Consider the following 20,849-nt stretch of genomic DNA (forward strand, 5'->3'; position numbering starts at 1 on the left):
GAAAACACCATCATCTATTCGGTCACCGTGGGCGAACCGGTTGCGCCGGCGGCCGCCGACGATGACGTGGTCTCGGTTGTAGGCGTGGTGCTCTCCGTGGGCGGTGTCGGTGATTCGCTTGGAGTTTCCGTCGGGGTCGGAGTCGGGGTGGGTGTCGGCTCCGCCGGGCCCAGCGAGAGGATGTAGGTGACAGTCGTTCCCGGAGTCACCTTGGCGCCGTCAACGGGGCTCTGGGCAATCACGGTCCCCGCAGCCAGCGAGTTTTCCTGTGCCTGGCCCTCGCGCGGCTCCAGGCCAAGGGCCTCGAGTTCCGAAATTGCCTGTTCCTCGTCCATGCCCAGCAAACCGGGGACCGCCACCGTGGTGACGGGGGGCGTGCTCGAGCGCGTGGGTGTCGGTGTCGGTGTAGGGGTGGGTGTTTCGGACGGCGTCTCGGACGGTGTTTCCGAGGTCGGTTCGCTGCTCTGGGTCGTGGCGGTGGTGGGGCTCTGGCTGGTTTCCGGCGAGTTGTCGGCGGTGAGCAGGGGGAACAGCCAGGCGCCGAGGATCGCAAGTACCACCAAGGCGATCAGCGCTATCAGCGGCGCGGTCCATGGGTTGCGCTTCTTCTGCGGGGTGCGTCGGTCGGCGACCTCGGTCTCATATTCGTCAACAGGTTCGTCCTCCCAGCGCTGTGAGGCTCCCATGAACGAATCGGAGTCCGCGCTGTCGGTGCCCTGTGCGGGCACCTGCGGCAGCGCGTTGGTGGCCGGGGCTGCGGCCGTCGGGCCGACAGGAGGGAGCGCAACGGTCTCGTTGCCCCGGGTCACCGGGGTGTGGTTGATGGCCTGCGTGGCGGCATCGGAACCCGAAAAGAGCAGCATCCCGGGCACGGCGAGCGTAGCCGTCTCCGGGTTCCCGGCGCGGATGGCGTCGGCGGCCACGGCCAGGGCCTCGGCGTCGGCCGGACGGTCGGCCGGGTCCTTGGCGAGCATCGACATCACCAGCGAGCGGACCGGCACCGGGATGTTTTCCGGCAGCGGCGGCGGGGTGTCGTTGACCTGGGCCAGGGCAATGGCGATTTGGGACTCGCCGGTGAACGGGCGGCGTCCGGCCAGCAACTCGTAGCCGATCACGCCGAGGGCATAGATGTCCGAGCTGCCCGTGGCCTGCTGCCCGGTGGCCTGCTCCGGGGCCAGGTACTGGGCGGTTCCCATGACCTGGCCGGTGGCCGTGAGGGGAACCTGGTCGGCAATGCGGGCAATGCCGAAGTCGGTGATCTTCACGCGGCCGTCGGGCAGCATCAGCAAGTTGCCCGGCTTCACGTCGCGGTGCACCAAGCCCTGAACGTGGGCGGCGGCAAGCGCCTTGGCGGTCTGCGAGATGATCGACAGGGTGCGGTCGGGCGAAAGCACCCGTTCGCGCTCGATGATGGTGGACAGCGGCTGACCGGGCACCAATTCCATGACCAGGTAGGCAGAGCCCTCTTCCTCGCCGTAGTCGAAGACGCTAGCGATGCCGTTGTGGTTCAGCAGGGCCGTGTGGCGGGCCTCGACGCGGAAGCGCTGGAGGAATCCGGGGTCGCCGGTGTATTCCTCCTTGAGGATCTTGATAGCCACCAGGCGGCCAAGGACCTGATCCCTGGCCCTCCACACCTCACCCATGCCACCAATGGCAATACGGTCGGTCAACTTGTATCGACCGCCCAAGGTGATACCGGAAATTGGCCTCACTGGTTGAACACCGCCTCTAGAATCTTCTTCAGGTTGGGACTGGTCAACGAGGAACCAGTCTTGAAATCAATTTTTTCAAACACAATTGTCACCGCGACCTGCGGGTCGTCCGCCGGTGCGAACCCGGTGATCCAGGAGTTCACGAGGCCCTGGCCGCCGGGGATTACCGAGGTTCCGGTCTTCGCCGCAACGTCCAGTCCCGGGACCTGGGCCCGGACCGCCGTGCCGTTCTTGACCGGGCCGCGCATCAGGTCGGTGACCTGGTCGGCGACCTCCTTGCTGGTCGCGGTGCTGAATTCCTTGGGTTTGCTTTCCGAAAGCACCCTCAGGTCCGGGGCAATGACCTGCTTGACCAGGTTCGGCTGCATGATCACCCCGTCGTTGGCGATGCCCATGGCGGCCATGTTCATCTGCATGGCAGTGGCGCGCACGTCGCGCTCGCCAATCACCGACTGGCCGAGCGCGGCCGGGTCGAGATCCGGGGGGAAGACGCTGGGCACCACGCGCATCGGGATCTCCAGCTGCTGGCCGAAGCCGAAGCGCTCGGTGACGTCCTCGAATGGTCCCCTGCCCAGGTCCTCGCTGATGCCCACGAAGGGGGTGTTGCAGCTTTGGGACACGATGTCCGCGAATGTTGCCTCGGGGATCGCCGCGCAGTTGCCGCCGTAGAAGTTCTTCAGCGGCGTCTTGGTTCCCGGAAGGGTCACGCTCGGGGGATTCTTCAGGACCGTGTCGGCGGTGTACTTCCCGGATTCCAGGGCGGCAACCATGTCGAAGATCTTGAAGGTGGACCCGGGGGCCGTGAGGTTGCCGATGGCCGGGTTCCGGTAGGGGCTCAGCCCGTTGACCTTCAACAACTCCTTCATGTTGGCCGCGGCCTGGCTGGAGCTGTGCACCGCCAGCTTGTTGGTGTCGTAGCTGGGCTTGGACGCCATGGCCAGGATGTTTCCGGTCTTGGGCTCGGACACGATGATGGTCCCGAGGGTTCCGCCGGGGATCAGGTCGTAGACCAGCTTCTGCAGCTCGCCGTCGATGGTGAGCTCGACCGAGGCGCCCTCGTTGGCCTTGCCGGAGAACAGGTTGATCACGCGGTCGAAGAACTGGTCCTGGCTCTGGCCGGTCAATTCCTCGTTCATCTCGGATTCGAGCTGAGTCGAACCATTGGACAGCGAGTAGAAGCCGGTCAGGTGCGAATAAAGCTCGGGATCGGTGTAGACGCGCTGGTACTTGAACTGCCCCTCCGAAGGCTTGGACTCGGCAATGGGCTTGCCGTCGACCAAGATGGCGCCGCGCGGAAGATCGAATTCACGGAACAGCTGGCGCTTGTTCAGCGCGTTGTCGTTCAGGTCCTCCGAGGCCAGGAACTGGACGTAGCTCAGCGCGCCGAGGCTGAGCACGAACAGCAGCATCACGGCGATCCAGGTGTTGCGAATGGCTTGGTTCATCGCTTGGTCTCCTTCAGCGACTCAAGGAGGCCCCGGGAACGGCGGGGAGCCTTGGTGGCCACCTCCGCCGTGGCCGAGACGCCGGAGAGCATGGGACGGCGTGAATTGTGCGAAATCAGCAGCAGCAAGGCAACAATGATCCAGTTCGAGAGCAGGGAGGAACCGCCGGCGGCCATGAACGGCGTGGTGAGTCCCGTCAAAGGGATCAGGCGCGTGACGCCGCCGATCACCACGAAGCACTGCAGCCCGATGGTGAAGGACAGCCCGGTGGCCAGCAGCTTGCCAAAGGTGTCGCGCGATCCCAGGGCGGCACGCATGCCGCGACTGACCAGGATCAGGTAGAGCAGCACGATGGCACTCAGGCCGATGAGCCCAAGTTCCTCCCCGAGGGAGGCGACGATCATGTCGCTGTTGGCCAGGGGCACCATGTAGGGGCTGCCGTTACCCAGGCCGGTTCCCATCAACCCGCCGTTGGCGAGACCGAAGAGCCCTTCGACGATCTGCCGGCTGCCGCCGCTGGCGTGGTAGATATCGGGGTCGAAGGCGTTGAGCCAGCCGTCGATGCGCCGGGTTACGTGGCTCATGGTCAGGTAGGCGAAGGTGCCACCGCCGACCAGCATCAGGGTGCCGATGACGATCCAGCTCACGCGTGCCGTGGCGACGTAGATCATCACCATGAACAAGCCGAAGAAGAGGATGGAGGAGCCTAGGTCGCGCTGGACTACCAACACGCCGATGCTCACCAGCCAGGCGACGACCATCGGGCCAAGGTCCCGGGCGCGGGGCAGCTGCAAGGGGCCGATCTTGCGGCCGGCCAACAGGATCAGTTCGCGGTTCGAGGACAAATAGCCGGCGAAGAATATAGCCAGGGTGATCTTGGCCAGCTCGCCTGGCTGGAATGACAGGCCAAAGAAATGCACCCAGATCCGGGCACCGTTCAGCACCACGCCGACCTTGGGAATCAGCGGCAGCAGCAGCAGCAATACCGAGACCGCCAGCGCAATGTAGGTGAAGCGGCGCAGCACGCGGTGGTCGCGGATGGCCCACAGCGTTACGCAGGCCACGGCCATCGCAACCCCGGTCCAGAGGATCTGGCGGAATGCCTGGTCGTCGTTGCGGGCCAGGTCAATACGATGGATCATGGCCAGGCCGATGCCGTTGAGGGCAACGGTGACGGGAAGTATCACCGGATCGGCATACTTTGCCCAGATGCGCAGGATGACGTGGAAGACCAAGGCCAGCCCGGCCAGGAACAGGCCCTGGGTGATGAATTCCTGACTCGGCCCGTCATCGCTGTTGATGCCCACGAGGTAGTAGGCGCCCATGGCAACCGCCAATGCCAGCAGGAGCAACAGCAGTTCCATGTTGCGGCGGGGGACGGGTGCGGTTTCCAGCTCGCTCACGGTCTGATCTCCTGGCAGTAAGGGGGCAGGATCGGCAGGGTCCCGGCCTCGCCTGGGTTTTCCGGAACGACAACGGGGCAGCGTTGCTTGGCCGTCACCATCAGCTCTCCGATCATCGTCTGGGCATGTGCGAGGTCCCGTGCCGGCAGGGCGGCGTCAATGCGCTGTTGCGTGTACTGGGGGAGGGCATCCAGGGGAATCTCGGTCACCGTGTCGACATGCGAGAGCTTCAGCGGACCGAGGTCCTGTGAAACGCCCTTGAAGATTGCCACGTGCCCATCCTGGTTGCCCACGAAATACTGGGTTTGCGTCCACAGGTAGCCCCAGCCGCAGACCGCGGCAAGGATCAATGCCATGAGCGCCAGGAAGGTCGGCACGAGCCAGCGCCGGGGCCTGCGGTCCAGGGCCGCGAATTCGTCCTGTTCCGCCGATGCCTGCGCGGCGGGAGTCTTGTGCGTGAGGATCGCCGCGGCGCGCTTTTCGCCCGAGCGCTGGGTGACGACCGGGATCTTGCCGGTCTGGGTGGCCAATTCGGCCGCTCCAACCAACAGGTGCGGACGCTTGGACATCTCGTGGCGGATCAGGGCAGCGCTGGCTTCAAGGTCTCCACCGGCGGCAATGTTGAGCTGGCCGGTGTCCGGTGCCGGCTCGTTGGCCGGGGTCTCGGTCTCGGCCGGCAGCGGCTCGGCGGCGCCGTCGTCCTCGACGACCTCAAAGACGACGATGGTCACGTTGTCCGGGGACCCGTGGGCCAACGTCGTTTCGACGAGGTCCTCAACCGTCTCCTCGAGGGAGGCGGTGCCGCGCATGATGCGTTCGGTGATTGAATCGGGCACCACGGCGTTTAGGCCGTCGGAACACAGCATCCAGCGCTCCCCGGCCTCGACCGGGTATTGGTTGACATCGAGTTCCGGGCTCGCGTCCGAATCGCCCAGCACGCGCAGCAGCACGTTCTTGTGGGGGTGCAGCTCCGCTTCCTCGGGACGCAGGCGGCCCTCGTCGACCAGACGCTGGACGAATGTATGGTCGTGGCTGATCTGCTCGAACACGCCGTTCTTCAGGCGGTACGCCCGCGAGTCGCCGATGTGCGCGAATTGCAGCACGTCGCCGGTCAACAGCATGGCGGTGACGGTGGTGCCCATTCCCGAGAGCTTGGGATTGGCATTCACCAGTTCGTTTAGGACAAGGTTTGCCGCCTGGATTTCATCGGGCAGCACCGTTTCGGCCTCGGGTGTCTCGGGGACATCCAGGTGGACGAGGTCCAGCACGGTGGAGGCGCTGGCGACATCGCCGCCGACGTGCCCGCCCATGCCGTCGGCCACCACGGCCAGGTAGCGTCCCACATAGGCGGAGTCGTCATTCTTGGACCGGACCTTGCCAACATCGCTCCGCGCCGCAAACTTCAGCATCAACGCCATGTCTAGGGCCTCAACTCCATGACCGTCTTGCCGATCCGGATCTTCTGGCCGAGTTCAACCGGCTGGGCGCGGGTGAGCTGGGCTTCACCCAGGAACGTGCCGTTGGTCGACCCCAGATCCTCGATGAACCAACGGGTTCCCTGGGGGAACAGGCGTGCATGGCGGCCGGAGGCGTAGTCGTCCTCGAGCACGATCGACGCCTCCTGGGCGCGGCCCAACAGGACCGGGCTGGCCGTGAGCTGGTGTTCGAGGCCGGTCAGCGGTCCCTCCAGGATTGCCAGCGTCTTGGCCTGCTGCTTGGCGGGGGCCTCGGGCGGCGAGGCCAGCGAGGGGTCCTTGCGGATTTCCCGGGCGGACGGGCCGCCGACACGTGCCCTGCTGCCGATGGCAAGATCGCGCCGAAGCGCGCCCACGATGCTCAAGACGAGCAGCCAGAGCAAAATGAGAAATCCGAGCCGCAGCACGGTGAACACTAGGTCGTTCACGCACGGTCTCCTTGCGATTGGGGGAGGAGTCTGAAGATGATGCGCGTTTGCCCCATGGCGATGTTGGAGCCGTCGTGCAGCTCCGTTTCGCCGACGATTTTCTGGCCATTGACGAAACTCCCGTTGGTGGAGCCCATGTCAACTGCCCACGTCGTCGTGCCACGCTGCTCGATCTTCAGGTGCCGGCGTGAAACGCCGGGATCCTCAATGGGAATGTCGGTTTCCGCCGAACGTCCCAAGACAATGTTGGGATGGTTCAAGGCGTAGCGCTGGCCGGCGATGTCGAGCACTGGCCGCATCTTGGATGCCCCGCGCGGAGGGGTGGGCGGCGCCGGCGGTGCGGCGGGGGAATTGCGCACCTCGGTGGCCGAGGCCTCCGAGAAGGTGGCATCGATCTCAAAGCCACCCGGCCGGAGCTCACTGTCCTTGCGAAAATTCACCTCGACGGAGCCCTGCAGGGTGTAGCCCTGGCTCTTGGCGTGGTCCAGGGCGGTCGTGCAGAGTTCCCTGGCGAGCGGGGCGCCCCATTCCCGGGCCCTGGCGAAATCGGCGTCCGCCAGGCGGATCGTGAAGAGGTTCGGCGCCAGGGTTCGGGCCTGGGAAATGGTCAGCGACTTCGCATCCATCTGGTTGCGCAGGCGTGAAGCGATCTCCACGGGCTTGACCTCGGAACTGCCGGAGCCGCGGAAGACGCTGGTGACAAGCTTTTCAAGTCCGCGCTCAACATTGTCGATGAGGCCCATCGCTTCGCTCCCTTCACTGGTTCTAACGCGTGTGGTTGCACGGTTATTGGCATTGCGTCGCAGAGCGTTGATGCCTTGCGCCTTGTTCGATACTACTTGGCTTGAAAATCATGTGGGTCGAAATGTGGTGAAAGCGGCCCTCAGTTCCCCAACGAATGGACGGTGCCAATGGTTGCCCCAACGTGGCCCTGATCACAAAGATGCCGTGGATTAGTGGATCCGGGCAACCTGTGTATATGATTGATCTCGCTGTTGAAGTCATCGACGAAAACAGCAGTGAATATGCGCGAATGGCGGAATTGGTAGACGCGCTGGCTTCAGGTGCCAGTGCTCGCAAGGGCGTGGGGGTTCAAGTCCCCCTTCGCGCACATATGGGAAACACCCCCGGTCCTTGGACCGGGGGTGTTTTGTTTGCTGCGGCCAGTGGTTGACGGCCCCGGTTCCGGGCGCCGGCCGGCGTGCGCGCCCGGCCGGTACCCGTTGCGCGGCGTCAGTGGACGGTGAATGCCAGGAATCTATCTGGCGTCGCTGTCCGCATTGGCCTCGGCCGCGGTGGCGTCCTCCGAAAGAGTGGGATCCGGATCATCGGTCGAGGACTTCAATGCGGATTCAATCAGCGGCGAGGCGAACAGCAAGGGATAGGTAAGTCCCGCAATGGCCGCGCCAATCAGCGGGGCGACGATGAACAGCCAGACCTGGCCGAGTGCGTCCGGTCCGGCAAACCAGGCCACACCCAGCGAGCGGGCCGGGTTGACGGAGGTGTTGGTGATCGGGATGGACACCAGGTGGATCAGGGTTAGTGTGAGGCCGATGGATATTCCGGCAAATCCCTTGGGTGCCCGCTCATCGGTGGAGCCGAGAATGACATAGAGGAACACCGCAGTCAGGATGATTTCCACGAGCAGGGCGGCAAGCATGCTGTAGCCGTCGGGGGAGCGGTCCGCATATCCGTTGGTGGCGAAGCCGGAGGCGACCGGATCAAAGCCGTGTTTCCCGGTGGCGATGGCAAAGAGTGCCAAACCTGCGACCGAGGCTCCAACGATCTGCGTGGCCATGTACGCGGGCACGGCCTTCCACTCAACCCGACCGGCCAATGCGGCGCCCAGGGTCACCGCCGGGTTGAAATGCCCGCCGGAGATGTGGCCGACCGCATAGACCATGACCAGAACCGTCAGGCCGAAGGCGAGGGCCACTCCGAGGAATCCGATCCCCATGTTAATGGTGTTGGATGCGACAACCTTGGCCGAGAATATGGCGGCGCCACACCCTCCAAAAACAAGTACGCCGGTACCGAGAAACTCGGCTGCCAAACGCGATGACATGGGATGGGACATCGTTTGCTCCAAACTTGAAAGTGCACGGTTTTGTCACCCCACCGTATGCCGCCCAGGGCCCCGAGGTCACTACCCCCGGCGAAAATTCATCATTTGAAAGGGGAAATTCATCGCCAATACACGGTTCCGGTTCCGGCGGGGAGGCACCGATGTGAGGAAACTACCGGCGATTCACGGCGAGGCGCCCGATACCGGTGCATAGACTGGGAGACGTTCAAGCTTTTTCATCGCCACCAAGACATGCAGAGCAGGAGCAGCCGGTCCCATGCCTTCCCAGACAGCGCGCCAGAACGTTTCGTTTCCCTCCGAGGGGCAGACCGCTCACGGATACCTCGCCTTGCCCGAGGGCGGCAGGGGCCCGGGCATCATCGTCATCCAGGAATGGTGGGGATTGACCGACCACATCCGCGACGTGGCCGACCGTCTGGCGGCGGAGGGCTTTGTTGCCCTGGCACCCGACCTCTACGGTGGCTCGGTCGCCCACGGCGGCGCGGAGGCCGCGGAAATGATGGCGAAGCTGCCCGAGGAGCTCGGGGCGAGGCTGCTTGCAGGTGCCGTCGACTACCTGCTGGACCTCGAGGCCGTCACCGGCTCCGCCCTCGGAACGATCGGGTTCTGCATGGGCGGCGGATTTGTGCTGGCGCTTGCCGCGCAGCAGGGGGAGAAGATCTCCGCAGCCGTTCCCTTCTACGGGGTCGGCCAGGGCGTACCGCGAAGCTATGCGGGGGTACGGGCCAAGATCCAGGGACACTACGCCAACGACGACTCTTCCTACCCCGTGGCGAAGGCGCATGCCCAGGAGGCGCAGATCCGCGCCGAATCCGGGTCCGAGGTCGTGTTCCACTATTACGACGCCCCGCACGCCTTCCACAACGACGAGAACCCGTCGGGCAACTACCGGCCCGAGGCCGCGCGCCTGGCGTGGGATCGGGCAGTTGACTTCCTCCGGCAGAATATTTCCTAGACAGTTTTCCCACCCAACCCCGGCCGCCGCAGGTGGCCACACCAAAAGGAGCGTCAGAACATGGCAGAAACCATCATCGTCGGTGTTGACGGCAGCGAAACCGCACAGCGGGCCGCCGAACGCGCGGCACGCATCGCCACCAGCATGGATGCGGAACTGGTTGTCGTGACCGCCCACACCTCGGACAACACCGAGGTCGTGAAGATCGGCACCGACACCTGGATCCTTGACGACGCGGAGCAGGCAGGAAAGGTCGCCGAGCAGTGCGCGGCCGGGCTGCGCATCACCGAGCCGAGCGCCAAGATCACCGCAAGCGCCGCGCACGGCAAGCCGCAGGAAGTGCTCGTCGCCGAGGCCGAGCGCCTGAACGCCACCCTGATCGTGGTTGGCAACGTCGGCATGAAGGGCCTGGGCCGCGTGCTTGGCTCCGTGGCCACCTCCGTGGCACACGCAGCCCCGTGCGATGTCTACATCGTCAAGACCGTGAAGTAAGACCCCACGGCCCTGATTCGTTTCTGATTAGCTGCGGTCGCCTTCGGCGGCCGCAGCATCACGGACACGCTTTTCCTCGGCGCGCACCGCGGCGAGCGAGGCGCGCTCATCCTGCAGCCACTGCGGGCGATCGGCCAGCAAGGCCTCGATTTCCGCGGTGGTCAGCGCCTCGGTGATTTCCGCCCGGGCCAGGCCGGAAATCGACACGTTCAATTTGTGCGCCACGACCGGGCGCGGATGCGGGCCGTTGGCCCGCAATTCCTCAAGCCACGCGGGCGGGTTCGCCAGCATTTCGTCGAGCTCGGCCCGGGACACCGGACCCTCCTGGAACTCGGCCGGAGCTGCGGGCAGGTAGATGCCCAATTTCTTTGCGGCAGTCGCCGGCTTCATGTTCTGTGGGGTTTTCTCGCTCATGTGAACAAGCGTACCGGTACGCTGGGGTGGTGACAGGACTAAAAATCGCCTATGTACCGGGTGTCACGCCCGGCAAATGGCTGAGCCGGTGGAACGAACGCTATCCACAAAACCCCTTGCTGGCCCTGCGCTACGACGGCGGGGAGATCCTGGCGCGCCTGCTGAGCGGCGAATCGGACATCGTCTTCGTCCGCTTTGCCGCAGGAACCTCGCCCAAGACCCCCGCGATCCACGTGATTCCGCTCTATGAGGAGCAACAGGTCGTCTGTGCGCCCAAGGACCACGACATCGAGCTCCACGACGGGGCGGTGCCGCTGGCCGAGCTCAAGGACGAAAACTTCCTGGACCTTGCCGACTACCCCGAATCCGTCGGCGGCACCGCAATGGCCATGGAGGTGTGCTCCTCCGGGGCCGGCCTGCTGGTGCTCCCGCTGGGCGTGGCGCGACTGCACGGCCGCAAGGACGTCGTGCACCGGGAACTGTCCGGGGTCCCGGAAACCGCCATCGGCATCGCCTGGCTGGCCCCGGAGGGCGACGACCCCACGGACCCGTTGATCGAGGAATTCATCGGCGTGGTCCGCGGCCGCGGGGAGAACTCCTCCCGGCAGGCATCGGTGGCGCAGAAGCAGCAGGAGCAGGCCGTCGAAGCGCGCAAGAAGCGCCAGATCGCCGACACCGCCGCGGCCAAGAACGCCAAGGAAGCCAAGAAGAAGTCCGCCCGCTCGGGCCGTCCCGGCGCCAAGCGCGGGACCAAGCCGGCCTCCCGGGGGCGCAAGCGCTAACCCGGCTCCCGGCTGCGCGCCCGGCCTCCCTGCCGGTCCGGCCCCGTTTCACCTGAGCGCGCCAACTCGGTGGTGCTTCGCAAACATGAGACGCTGGTCTCAAATGGCCAATCACAAGGGAGTGCACATGGATTTCGGGACCTACGAGACATTGCTCGTCGAGCAGCGCCAGGACGCGCTGCTCGTGACCATCAACCAGCCGGCGTCGATGAACGCGTTGGCAGCGGCCGTGGTCGAGGATCTCCACGCCCTCACCGGGGTGCTGGCGGGCATCGGGACCGATGCCCGGTGGCCCGTGCGCGGCATCATCGTCACCGGCGCCGGGGACAAGTCCTTCGTGGCCGGTGCCAACATCGTGGAGATGAACTCCATGGACCCGGAGGCCGCGCTGGCCTACGGGCGGCGCATGCATGAGGTCACGCTGCGCCTGGAGGCGCTGCCGGTTCCCGTGATCGCTGCCGTCAACGGCTTCGCCCTGGGCGGGGGCTGCGAGCTGGCCATGGCCTGCGACTTCCTCTACGCCTCGGCGAACGCGAGCTTCGGCCAGCCGGAGGTCAACCTCGGGCTGGTGCCGGGCTTCGGCGGATCCGTGCGGCTGCAGCAGCGCGTGGGCATCGGCATGGCCCGCGAGCTGATCTACACGGGCCGGCGCATCAAGGCCGCCGAGGCGCTGCGCATCGGCCTGGTCAACCGGGTGCTCGACGACAATGCGGCGCTGCTTGCTGCCGCCGAGGAAACCATCGCGGAAATCGCGACCAAGGCCCCGACCGCGGTGGCAAACGTGAAGAACGCCCTCAACGAGATCGCCGGGCTGAACGTGGTTGACGGACTCGAGGCCGAGGCCCGCTCCTTCGTCAGGGCCTTCGAGACCGAGGACTCGGTCGTGGGACGCGCGGCCTTCGTGGCCAAGGCGTCCCCGGAGTTCCCGGGCCGCTAGTGGCGGACGCAGCAGGCCCCGTCAGGTTCGACTACGGGGAACACCCAAGCCAGTACGCCGAATTATGGGTGCCCGGCACCCGGTTGCACGAGGTGGTCGCCGTCATCGTGCACGGCGGTTTCTGGCGGCAGTCCTATGGCGCGGAACTGGGCCGCCCGTTGGCGGCCGATCTGGCGGCCCGCGGCATCGTGGCGTGGAATCTGGAATACCGGCGCACCGCGGGGGGCGACGGCGGCTACCCCGGGACTTTCCTCGACGTCGCGGCGGGAATCGACGCCTTGGATGCGGCACTGTCCGGGTCCGGGCTGCACGACGGCCCGCGCATCGGGATCGGGCATTCGGCCGGCGGCCACCTGGCGCTCTGGGCGGCGGGCCGCTCCCGGCTGCCCGCCGGGGCGCCCGGCGCGCTGCCCGAAGGCGGCAGGGCCCTGGACGGGGTCGTTTCGCAGGCCGGCGTGCTTGACCTCCACCTGGCCCACGAACTGGGCCTGAGCGGCGACGCGGCGGGCGAGCTCATGGGTTGCTCGCCGGAATCCGGCCCCGGGGCGTGGCGCATCGCCGATCCCGCGGCCCGGCCCCTGCCCGAGGCCCCGCTGGTGATGCTGCACGGGCGCGCGGACGCCGATGTGCCGGTTGACCTCGCCCGATCCTTCGCCGCCCGGGCGCTGGAAGCCGGGTCGCACGTCGACTACCGGGAATTCGACGGGGACCACTACGGGCTGATCACCCCGGGGGACCCGGCCTGGGAGGCCACCGTGGCGGCCCTGTTGGAACTTGGCGGCGGAGCCGCGCGGGGCGGGCATCTCCACACGCTGCCGGCCGACCGGCTACCGACCGGTATATTGAAGTCGTCACCCCCTGAAAAACGATGAGGAGCCCGATGTGCTGACGGTCATAGGCGAGGCCCTGGTCGATGTGCTGTCCGGCGGGATCAGCGCGCCACGTTCCTTCGTCGGCGGCAGCCCGCTGAACGTCGCGGTGGGCCTGGCCAAGCTGGGGCACCCGGTGACCTTCATTGGACGCTGGGGGCACGACGAATTCGGCATGAAGATCCAGCACGCGCTGGACTCGAACAACGTGCGGCACATTGCCGGCCCCGATGGCCACCCGACCTCCACGGCCCGGGGCATCCTCGACCCCGTTGGCGCCGCCAGCTACACCTTCGACGTGCACTGGGACCTGCCGGACCTGCCGGCCGACACCCCGGCGCTGGCAGACGCCCAACTGGTGCACACCGGCTCGCTTGCAACGCTGGTGGAACCGGGCGCGGAAAAGGTGCTGCGCCTCGTCGAGGCCGCCCGCCCGCACGCGACGATCTCCTACGACCCCAACATCCGGCCCTCGCTGGTCACCGACCACGCCCGGGCCGTCGCCGACGTCGAACGCTTCGTCGCGCTGGCCGACGTGGTGCGGGCCTCGGACTCGGACCTCGAATGGCTCTACCCGCACCGCAGCGTCGAGGACACCGCCGCCGCCTGGCTGGCCCTGGGTCCGGCGCTGGTCATCGCAACCTACGGCTCCGGCGGCCCCTGGGGGCTGGTGAAGGCGGGAACCGCACGCGTCGCGGCCCCGGTGGTCGACGTTGCCGACACCGTGGGCGCCGGCGACTCGTTCATCTCGGCGATGATTTCCGCCCTCGAGGTCCGCGGGCTGCTGGGCAGCGCGCGGCGCGAGGCCCTGCACAAGCTGGACACCGGCACGCTCACCGAGATCCTTGACTACGCGGCGCGCGCCGCAGCCATCACCGTCTCGCGGCCCGGCGCCAACCCGCCGACCCGGAACGAAATTTCCTAGCAAGGCGAATCGGACATGGAAGTGCGGTTGGTCGCCAGCGACCTGGACGGAACCATTATTCGCGCGGACGGAACGATCTCCCCGCGCACCATCGAGGCATTCAGGCACGCCCGCGAGGCCGGGATGCACATCGTGTTCGTCACCGGGCGGCCGGTGCGCTGGCTCGAACCGATCCGCGAGGCGTTTGGCCACCTGGGCGCCGTGATCTGCTCCAACGGGGCGGTGCTCTACGACCTGGAGACCGAGCGGCTCCTGAGCGCCGAAACCATCGAGCCGGAGCTGCTCATCGAGGCGAAGCGGATCATCCTGCAGGCCGAACCCGGCGCGACGTTCGCCGCGGAAACCACCCGCGGCCTGCACCTGGAACCCGGCTTTGCCGACAGCGCAGAAAGCGCCAGGCTGGACACCGTCAGCACCCTTGACCTGCGCTCGGCGGAACTGCGCGCGGAGGGGGTGGTGAAGTTCCTGGCCAAGTCCCGCACCCGGAACTCCGACGACTTCATGGCGGCGGTCGCCGAGGACCTGGGGCACCTGGTGTCGGTGACCCACTCCGCGTTCGACGTCTCGCTGCTGGAAATGGCCCACGTGGCGGTCAACAAGTCGGTGGCCCTTGCCGCCTATGCCGCGAACCTGGGGATCGACCCGGGAGAGGTTGTGGCATTCGGGGACATGCCCAACGACCTGCAGATGCTGGCCTGGGCCGGGCACGGCTACGCGATGGCTTCCGGGCACCGCTCGGCGCTGGACGCCGCCGCCCACCGGGCGCCGGGGGTGGAGGACGACGGGGTTGCCTGCATCCTGGAAGACATCCTCGCCGCCAACGGGCAGCTGCCCGGGGAGCGCTAGCAGCCGCTCCGGGGGAACGTGCCCGCCCCCCCGGGACCGGGCACGGACACGGCGATCCACCTTCGAGGAACAGGACATGATGGACACCGCACGCGTGGGCACCGCACCCTACCTGCTCAACACCGCGGGCTCCGCGCTGGCCGGATCCCCGCTGGCCTTCGCCCACCGCGGGTTCGCGCCCGATGGCGCGGAGAACACCCTGAAGGCCTTCGCCGCCGCACACGAGCTGGGCTTCGCCTACCTGGAGACCGACGTCCGCGCCACGAAGGACGGGGTGCTGGTGGTGTTCCACGACGAGGACCTGTCCCGGCTTGCCGGGGACCGGCGCAGGATCGCCGACTGCACCGCCGCCGAACTCTCCGCGCTGCGGGTCAAGGGCGAGCCCATACCCACCTTTGACGAACTGCTCCTGGCGTTTCCGCGGGCGCACTTCAACGTCGACGTGAAGGATGCCGGCTCGGCCGCGTTGTTGGCCAAGGCCATTGTGCGCCGCGGCGCGCACGAGCGGGTGCTGGTGGCCTCCTTCGGCGGACGGCGTCGGCGCACGGTCCAGCGCCTGCTGGCCGGCAGCGGGCACCGGGGTCCGCGGCTGGCTGCCAGCCCCGGGGTGCCGGGGGTGGCCGCGGCGGTGCTGCTGGGCAACCTTGCCCCGCTGCCGCGTTCCGCGTTCCGGGCGGTCGATGTCCTGCAGGTCCCCGAAAGGCGCGGGCCAATCCGCGTGGTGACGCAAAAATTCATCGACAATGCCCACGCCGCGGGGCTGCAGGTCCACGTGTGGGTCGTCAACGATGAGCCGGCCATGCTCCGGCTGCTGGAGATGGGCGTCGACGGGATCATGAGCGACCGCGCCGACGTCCTGGCCCGCGTCATGGGGCGGTACGGCATCTGGCCGCAAAACCGACGGGACGGCTGAACGCCGCCTGCCTGCGGCGGGGCTCAGGCGGTGGCCGTGGCCAGGGACGCCAGCGGCTCGAGCACCTTCGGGGCCCAGCGCCGCAGCGCCGGTTCGTCGGCATCGGCCAGCAACTGCAGCCAGGTCTCGTGGGTGTGCAGCGGGGAGATCCGCAGGGCCGGGGCCACCAGCTCGTAGAGTTCGTCGGGGGACCCGTAGTCGTCCCACGCGGAAAGGTATGCGCCGATCGCGGCCATGATCCTCGGATCGTCGGCCGGGGCGCGGAAATCGATCCGCATGCGCTCGATGGCACGGGCCAGCGAGGCAAAGGGGTGCGCCCAGTGCGCGTCGCCCAGGTTCAGGATCCGCGGTGGGGTGTGCCCGTCGGTGGGTGCGAACATCCTGCGGCGGTCGAAGGAGCCGTGCTCCAGGCTCAGCGGAACGGGACCGGCGATCAGCGCCGCGCAGGCCTCCTCGATGTCCTTGTAGGCGGCGAAGGCGTGGTCGGCGTCGCGTGCCGGAATGCCCAGCGGGTGCTCGGCGGGCAGCGAGGCATGCAGCGTGAGCGCGTTGTTGAACTCCTCGGGGATCCATGCCGGATCCAGGATCTGCAGCCCGGCGTCGAAGAGGGCCTCCTCGGAGTCGACCACCTCGCGCTGCAGCGCACCGAGGGCGCCGAGCGCCCGGGCCCACAGTTCGGGGGTGGTGGCCAGCTCGTCGAGCGTGGCGCCGTAGTCGGGGGAGAGCATCCAGCCGCGTTCCGGGTCGATCGCCAGGGGCATGACCAGCCGGTCCGGGACCAGGGTGGCCGCGGCGGCCGTCAACGGCGGCTCGAAGTACTGCCCGGGGGCCACTGCCTTGAAGAAGAGCGTCCCGGCGTCGGTGGGAACGCGCAGGTGCTTTGCCCGGATCGACGAAGATGCGTCCTGAAGTGCACCTATGCGCTTGAGGGAATATGCCTCGCAGGCCATGTCCACCCAGGCGAGCACCTCGGCCCGCCAGCCGTCGTCAATCCAAGTATTTATCCACTGAGCCACGTCATCCATCCTAGCCAGTGAATCGTCGGCTTTCCTGTGAGGACCGCTTCCGGGGCCGCTGCGGGCGCCCCTAGCCCTTGGCGGAACCGGCCAGGAGCCCGCGGACGAAGTAGCGCTGCAGGGCGAAGAAGACCGCCAGCGGGACGATGATCGCCAGGAAGGCCCCGGCGGTGAGCAGGTGCCAATCCTGCCCGCGGGTGCCGGTGATCTCCGCCAGCAGCTTGGTGATCGGGGCGACCGGGCCGTCGGCGAAGATCAACGCGACCAGCAGGTCGTTCCAGACCCAGAGGAACTGGAAGATGGAGAACGCGGCGATGGCCGGGGCGGTCAACGGCAGCACGATGCGGAAGAAGATCTGCCCGTGGCTGGCACCGTCCACCCGGGCCGCCTCGATGATCTCGTTGGGGATCTCGGCGATGAAGTTGTGCAGCAGGAAGATTGCCAGCGGCAGGGCGAAGATGGTGTGCGCGATCCAGACCTGCGCGTAGCCGGCCTGGCCGAATGCCCCGATGACGGGAAAACCGAAGAGCTCACCGGCGGCGAAGAGCCGCAGCAGCGGCACCAGCGCCATCTGGATGGGCACGATCTGCAGGGCAAAGACCAGGACGAAGATCAGGTCCTTGCCGGGAAAGCGCATCCAGGCGAACGCGTAGGCGGCAAGGGTGGCGAGCACCAGCGGAATCACCGTGGCCGGCAGGGTGATCGCGATCGAGTTGAGGAACGACCCGGCCATTGTCAGCTGCGAGTTGCCGGCCTGCAGGACGTCGGTGTAGTTCTGGGTGGTGAACCCCCGGTTTTCAAAGATCGTCCACCAGCCCGTGGTGCGCACCAGTTGCGCCGGCCGGAAGGAGGAGACCAGCAAGCCGATGGTCGGGATGGTCCACAGCGCGGCAATGACCAGCGCCGCGAGGGTGGCCCAGCGGTTGGTCAGCCGGGTCTTGGCCAGCGAGGCGGTCTTGCGCCGGCGGGGGGACCCGTTGGCCGGGTCGAGGGCCAGGGGCGTGGCCTTGGAAAGCGTGGACATCAGCGCAGCTCCCTTTGCATCTTGATCTGCCGGGCGTTGTAGATGACGATGGGCATCACCATCACGAAGAGGATGACGGCGAACGCCGCGGAGCGCCCGGCCTCGAAGTTGCGGAACTGGGTGTACATCTCGTTGGCGATCACCGAGGTGTCGTTGGCACCTGCGGTCATGGTGCGCACGATGTCGAAGACCTTCAACGAGGCGATCGAGATGGTGGTCAGCACGACCACCAGCGTGGAGCGGATGCCCGGCAGCGTGACGTTCGCGAAGCGCTGCCACGCGCTGGCCCCGTCCAGCTCGGCGGCCTCCAGCTGCTCGATCGGCACCGCCTTGATCGCAGCGGAGAGGAGCACCATCGCGAAGCCGGTCTGCACCCAGATCAGCACGACGATCAGTGCCACGGTGTTCAACGGCTCGTTCTGCAGGAACCGGATCGGTTCCCCTCCTGCCCAGACAATCAACTGGTTCAGCAGGCCGATCTGTTCGGCGTTGGCGGGGCGGTCCGTGTAGATAAAGCGCCAGATGATCGAGGCACCGACGAACGAGATCGCCATCGGCATGAACACCAGGACCTTGAAGAACTTCTCCCCGCGGGACTTGTCGATGAATACCGCATAGGCCAGTCCTGCGATGGTGGAAACCGCCGGGGCAATCAGCACCCACATCACGGTGTTCAGCACCGTGCGCACGCCCGAGGGCTGGGTGAAGATCCATGCGAAGTTCTCCAGGCCCACGAATTCGGTGCCGCGGGAATTCATGAACGAGGCGATGGTGGTCTGGATGGTCGGGATGACCAGCCCGGCCGCCAGCAGGATCAACGCGGGGGAGAGGAAGCCGAAGAGGGCGAAAACGTAGCCGGTCCCGTGCCGCGAGCGAAGATCGAACCAGAACAGCAACAGGCCCAGGAAGCCTGCCGCGATGATAGCCCAGGTGTAGGAATCCAGGATCGCCACCATCGCCAGCGGGAACACGACGCAGGCCGCCGCCCGAATGATGGTGTACTTGCGGCCGCGTCGCGGCGCCAGCTCGATGAGGAAGAGCAGCAGCGCCACCACGGCCAGGAACACCCCGATGACGATGGGGATCTGCGCCAGCGTGGGCAGGGTGCTGAGCCATAGCAGGAACATTGTCATGATGCCGGGTGCCGACCTTTCGGAAAGTCCCCCGTGCCGGTCCGCTGCCGCAGCGGGCGGCGGGCCCGGCACGGGAGGCGGGGCGGGAAACGCTTGTGGCGGCGGTGCCCGGTCCGGGCGGAACTAACCCGCCTGGACCGGGCCGCGTGCGGACTAGCTCGAGGGCCAGCCGTTCTCGACCTGCTCGAGCACCGTCTCGGAATCCGAGCCGTTGATCCAGTCGACCATGCCCTTGAAGAAGGTGCCGGTGCCCACGGAACCGGGCATCAGGTCGGAGGCGTCAAAGCGGAACGTCGTCGCCGGATCCTGCAGGATCTTCACCGCTTCCTCAAGCAGCGGGTCCGCGGCGTTTGCCGGGTCCAGTCCCTTGTTGGCCGAAAGCACGCCGCCGAGCTTCACCCGGGAGTTGGCCCACTCGGGGCTGGAAAGGTATTCCTGCACCTTCACCACCGACGGGTCGTCGCTGAACGCGCCGATGATCTCGCCGCCGCCCGTGACGGCGTTGCCCGACCCGTCGATGGACGGGGTGAGGAATCCCCAGACATCGGCATCCGGGCCAACCTCGCCGCCGGCGTCGGTGATGAATCCGCTGAAGAACGAGGCCTGGTGGGTCAGCGAGCAGTCGCCGCTGACCATCACGTCCGCCACGTCTCCGAAGGCGGTGGCGTTGATCGAGGAGATGTCGCCGTAGCCGGCGTTGACGTACTTCGGGTTCTTCAGGATCTTTCCGACCTCATCGAGTGCGGACTTGATCTGCGGATCGGTGAATTTCACCTCGTTGGCAACCCACTGGTCGTAGACGTCCTTGCCGGACTGCCGCAGCACCAGGTCCTCGACCCAGTCGGTGCCGGGCCAGCCGGTGGCATCGCCCGAGCCGAAGCCGGCGCACCAGGGCGGCTCGCCCTTGTCCTTTTCAATCTGCGCGGTCAGGTCAAGCAGTTCCTGCCAGGTAGTGGGGACCGCGTAGCCCTTCTCCTTGAACTCGGCCGGGGAATACCAGACCCAGCCCTTGACGCTGGCCATCATCGGCGCCCCGTAGAGGGTCCCGTCGACGGTTCCGTACTTGGCCCAGTCCTCGGACCAGCCGGAGGCCACGTTCGCCTTGACGCCCTCGGGCGCCGGCTTGAGGAAGCCGCGGGTGGCCAGGTCGCCCAGCAGGCCCGGCTGCGGGAAGATTGCCAGGTCCGGGGCGTTGCCGCCCTGGGCGCGCACGGCGATCTGGGTCTCGAATTCCTTCGAGGATTCGTACTTGATCTTGATGTTGTTTTCCTTGGACCAGTCGGCCCAGGACTTCTCCAGCAACTTGGCCTCGGCGTCGGCGATGGTGCCGTACAAGGTCACCTCCGACTTGCCGGTCGCCGTGGCTCCCCCCGTGGCTGCCGGGCTGGTTTCCGGTGCGCCCGGGCCCCCGCCGCAGCCGGTGAGAACCAGGGCCGCGACGCCCACGGATGCGAGAGAGGCGTACGCCTTTCCCCGTCGTGATGTTTTCATCATTCCTCCTGCTCGGTCGGGTGGCAGTCGCCTCCCGCTACGTATGGGACGGGGGAAGGGCATGTTCCACCGGCCGTGAGCTCCGCGGCGGACCCTGCCCGGTGGGGACGCAAGTCCCGACCCGGCAGGAACACCGTGAAGTCCCCCGTGAAGGTGAAGCGCCCCGCAGTCATGAAGGTCTCGAGGCTCTTCTACTGCTCATCTTGTAGAGCCAGGGGGTGGTTTTCAAGGGTTGGGGGCATAAAACCTACGTAACAATTACGAATTGACTAGAAGTTTTGGGCTAAAAGGCGGCGATGCCGGGTTTGTCCGGCCCAAGCGCCGTGCACGGCCCGCCGCGGCGGGCCCGCCGCGCCCCGTGGTGGCGGGGAAGCCGCGGCCCGTTCGGCCGGTTCGACACGTCCCAATTTCCCGGCGTGCTTCACGCGCGCATTGATCGGTGACTAGGCTGGGCAGTGCAGGGCCCGCCGGCGCGACACGGGGGCGCACGTTTGCTCCCCCCG

The 20,849-nt window shown here is 66.8% G+C and carries 20 protein-coding genes and 1 tRNA gene; 9 read left to right on the forward strand and 12 right to left on the reverse strand.

What is annotated here, in order from left to right:
* Positions 1–14: 14 nt before the first annotated feature.
* From AC6CHY_RS18540 to AC6CHY_RS18565, 6 genes are read right to left on the reverse strand one after another with little or no spacing between them, the layout of a single operon-like run.
* On the reverse strand, positions 15–1,712 hold the full coding sequence (locus tag AC6CHY_RS18540) for a protein kinase domain-containing protein (protein ID WP_217390858.1): 1,698 nt from the start codon (positions 1,710–1,712) through the stop codon (positions 15–17).
* Entirely contained in the window at positions 1,709–3,157 is a 1,449-nt protein-coding gene (locus AC6CHY_RS18545) for a peptidoglycan D,D-transpeptidase FtsI family protein (protein WP_498227765.1), read from the reverse strand. The genes AC6CHY_RS18540 and AC6CHY_RS18545 overlap by 4 nt, the downstream gene beginning before the upstream one ends.
* A complete protein-coding gene (locus tag AC6CHY_RS18550) occupies positions 3,154–4,560 on the reverse strand; it encodes an FtsW/RodA/SpoVE family cell cycle protein (protein ID WP_498227767.1) in 1,407 nt (468 codons plus the stop codon). The genes AC6CHY_RS18545 and AC6CHY_RS18550 overlap by 4 nt, the downstream gene beginning before the upstream one ends.
* On the reverse strand, positions 4,557–5,978 hold the full coding sequence (locus tag AC6CHY_RS18555; protein WP_498227769.1) for a PP2C family protein-serine/threonine phosphatase: 1,422 nt from the start codon (positions 5,976–5,978) through the stop codon (positions 4,557–4,559). Before AC6CHY_RS18555 ends, AC6CHY_RS18550 begins: the two co-directional genes overlap by 4 nt.
* Positions 5,979–5,980: 2 nt before the next feature.
* Positions 5,981–6,463, reverse strand: a complete 483-nt coding sequence (locus AC6CHY_RS18560) for an FHA domain-containing protein FhaB/FipA (RefSeq protein ID WP_217390854.1) — start codon at positions 6,461–6,463, stop codon at positions 5,981–5,983.
* A complete protein-coding gene (locus tag AC6CHY_RS18565; protein WP_217390853.1) occupies positions 6,460–7,206 on the reverse strand; it encodes an FHA domain-containing protein in 747 nt (248 codons plus the stop codon). The genes AC6CHY_RS18560 and AC6CHY_RS18565 overlap by 4 nt, the downstream gene beginning before the upstream one ends.
* Positions 7,207–7,490: 284 nt before the next feature.
* Here AC6CHY_RS18565 and AC6CHY_RS18570 point away from each other — a divergent pair.
* A tRNA-Leu gene (locus AC6CHY_RS18570) sits at positions 7,491–7,574 on the forward strand.
* A gap of 147 nt (positions 7,575–7,721) precedes the next feature.
* On the opposite strand, the gene aqpZ is transcribed toward AC6CHY_RS18570, so the two are convergent.
* Positions 7,722–8,540, reverse strand: coding sequence for an aquaporin Z (gene aqpZ, locus AC6CHY_RS18575; protein WP_217390852.1), 819 nt, complete (start codon positions 8,538–8,540; stop codon positions 7,722–7,724).
* A 265-nt stretch (positions 8,541–8,805) separates the two neighbouring features.
* Between aqpZ and AC6CHY_RS18580 the strand changes: the two genes are divergently transcribed.
* A complete protein-coding gene (locus AC6CHY_RS18580) occupies positions 8,806–9,504 on the forward strand; it encodes a dienelactone hydrolase family protein (RefSeq protein WP_217390851.1) in 699 nt (232 codons plus the stop codon).
* 60 nt (positions 9,505–9,564) lie between these two features.
* Positions 9,565–9,996: a universal stress protein gene (locus AC6CHY_RS18585; protein WP_217390850.1), complete on the forward strand. Its 432-nt coding sequence runs from the start codon at positions 9,565–9,567 to the stop codon at positions 9,994–9,996.
* A gap of 27 nt (positions 9,997–10,023) precedes the next feature.
* Here the strand turns inward: AC6CHY_RS18585 and AC6CHY_RS18590 are convergent, their stop codons facing one another.
* Positions 10,024–10,410: a DUF5997 family protein gene (locus AC6CHY_RS18590; RefSeq protein WP_254456401.1), complete on the reverse strand. Its 387-nt coding sequence runs from the start codon at positions 10,408–10,410 to the stop codon at positions 10,024–10,026.
* Positions 10,411–10,439: 29 nt separating this feature from the next.
* On the opposite strand from AC6CHY_RS18590, the gene AC6CHY_RS18595 reads away from it, so the two are divergent.
* The 6 genes from AC6CHY_RS18595 to AC6CHY_RS18620 all read left to right on the forward strand — a co-directional run bounded on the left by AC6CHY_RS18595 (position 10,440) and on the right by AC6CHY_RS18620 (position 15,682).
* Entirely contained in the window at positions 10,440–11,192 is a 753-nt protein-coding gene (locus AC6CHY_RS18595) for a substrate-binding domain-containing protein (RefSeq protein WP_217390849.1), read from the forward strand.
* A gap of 127 nt (positions 11,193–11,319) precedes the next feature.
* Positions 11,320–12,129 carry an enoyl-CoA hydratase/isomerase family protein gene (locus AC6CHY_RS18600; protein WP_217390848.1) on the forward strand — a complete coding sequence of 270 codons (810 nt, stop codon included), beginning with the start codon at positions 11,320–11,322 and terminating at the stop codon, positions 12,127–12,129.
* Positions 12,129–13,001 (forward strand): alpha/beta hydrolase family protein, encoded by an 873-nt coding sequence (locus AC6CHY_RS18605; protein ID WP_217390847.1) that lies wholly within the window; start codon positions 12,129–12,131, stop codon positions 12,999–13,001. Before AC6CHY_RS18600 ends, AC6CHY_RS18605 begins: the two co-directional genes overlap by 1 nt.
* A gap of 10 nt (positions 13,002–13,011) precedes the next feature.
* The gene (locus tag AC6CHY_RS18610; protein ID WP_217390846.1) at positions 13,012–13,923 is read left to right on the forward strand and encodes a carbohydrate kinase family protein; all 912 of its coding nucleotides are present in this window, start codon (positions 13,012–13,014) and stop codon (positions 13,921–13,923) included.
* Positions 13,924–13,938: 15 nt separating this feature from the next.
* On the forward strand, positions 13,939–14,769 hold the full coding sequence (locus tag AC6CHY_RS18615) for an HAD family hydrolase (protein ID WP_217390845.1): 831 nt from the start codon (positions 13,939–13,941) through the stop codon (positions 14,767–14,769).
* Positions 14,770–14,845: 76 nt separating this feature from the next.
* Complete coding sequence (locus AC6CHY_RS18620; protein ID WP_498227773.1) at positions 14,846–15,682, forward strand: glycerophosphodiester phosphodiesterase family protein; 837 nt, start codon at positions 14,846–14,848, stop codon at positions 15,680–15,682.
* Between the two features lie 23 nt (positions 15,683–15,705).
* Here the strand turns inward: AC6CHY_RS18620 and AC6CHY_RS18625 are convergent, their stop codons facing one another.
* From AC6CHY_RS18625 to AC6CHY_RS18640, 4 genes are all read right to left on the reverse strand, one after another.
* Positions 15,706–16,698: a hypothetical protein gene (locus AC6CHY_RS18625; RefSeq protein WP_217390843.1), complete on the reverse strand. Its 993-nt coding sequence runs from the start codon at positions 16,696–16,698 to the stop codon at positions 15,706–15,708.
* 70 nt (positions 16,699–16,768) lie between these two features.
* Complete coding sequence (locus AC6CHY_RS18630) at positions 16,769–17,722, reverse strand: carbohydrate ABC transporter permease (protein ID WP_217390842.1); 954 nt, start codon at positions 17,720–17,722, stop codon at positions 16,769–16,771.
* Complete coding sequence (locus AC6CHY_RS18635; RefSeq protein ID WP_217390841.1) at positions 17,722–18,855, reverse strand: carbohydrate ABC transporter permease; 1,134 nt, start codon at positions 18,853–18,855, stop codon at positions 17,722–17,724. Before AC6CHY_RS18635 ends, AC6CHY_RS18630 begins: the two co-directional genes overlap by 1 nt.
* A gap of 153 nt (positions 18,856–19,008) precedes the next feature.
* Positions 19,009–20,346 (reverse strand): ABC transporter substrate-binding protein, encoded by a 1,338-nt coding sequence (locus AC6CHY_RS18640; protein WP_498227775.1) that lies wholly within the window; start codon positions 20,344–20,346, stop codon positions 19,009–19,011.
* Positions 20,347–20,849 lie beyond the last annotated feature (503 nt).

Source organism: Paeniglutamicibacter sp. GQ140 (genome assembly GCF_059759235.1).

Excerpts from the sequence above, each read along its gene's own strand:
- AC6CHY_RS18555 (WP_498227769.1), bottom strand. The coding sequence starts at position 5,978 with ATGGCGTTGATGCTGAAGTTTGCGGCGCGGAGCGATGTTGGCAAGGTC.
- AC6CHY_RS18585 (WP_217390850.1), top strand. The coding sequence starts at position 9,565 with ATGGCAGAAACCATCATCGTCGGTGTTGACGGCAGCGAAACCGCACAG.
- AC6CHY_RS18640 (WP_498227775.1), bottom strand. The coding sequence starts at position 20,346 with ATGAAAACATCACGACGGGGAAAGGCGTACGCCTCTCTCGCATCCGTG.
- aqpZ (WP_217390852.1), bottom strand. The coding sequence starts at position 8,540 with ATGTCCCATCCCATGTCATCGCGTTTGGCAGCCGAGTTTCTCGGTACC.
- AC6CHY_RS18630 (WP_217390842.1), bottom strand. The coding sequence starts at position 17,722 with ATGTCCACGCTTTCCAAGGCCACGCCCCTGGCCCTCGACCCGGCCAAC.
- AC6CHY_RS18545 (WP_498227765.1), bottom strand. The coding sequence starts at position 3,157 with ATGAACCAAGCCATTCGCAACACCTGGATCGCCGTGATGCTGCTGTTC.
- AC6CHY_RS18615 (WP_217390845.1), top strand. The coding sequence starts at position 13,939 with ATGGAAGTGCGGTTGGTCGCCAGCGACCTGGACGGAACCATTATTCGC.
- AC6CHY_RS18580 (WP_217390851.1), top strand. The coding sequence starts at position 8,806 with ATGCCTTCCCAGACAGCGCGCCAGAACGTTTCGTTTCCCTCCGAGGGG.
- AC6CHY_RS18565 (WP_217390853.1), bottom strand. The coding sequence starts at position 7,206 with ATGGGCCTCATCGACAATGTTGAGCGCGGACTTGAAAAGCTTGTCACC.
- AC6CHY_RS18590 (WP_254456401.1), bottom strand. The coding sequence starts at position 10,410 with ATGAGCGAGAAAACCCCACAGAACATGAAGCCGGCGACTGCCGCAAAG.
- AC6CHY_RS18635 (WP_217390841.1), bottom strand. The coding sequence starts at position 18,855 with ATGACAATGTTCCTGCTATGGCTCAGCACCCTGCCCACGCTGGCGCAG.
- AC6CHY_RS18620 (WP_498227773.1), top strand. The coding sequence starts at position 14,846 with ATGATGGACACCGCACGCGTGGGCACCGCACCCTACCTGCTCAACACC.
- AC6CHY_RS18600 (WP_217390848.1), top strand. The coding sequence starts at position 11,320 with ATGGATTTCGGGACCTACGAGACATTGCTCGTCGAGCAGCGCCAGGAC.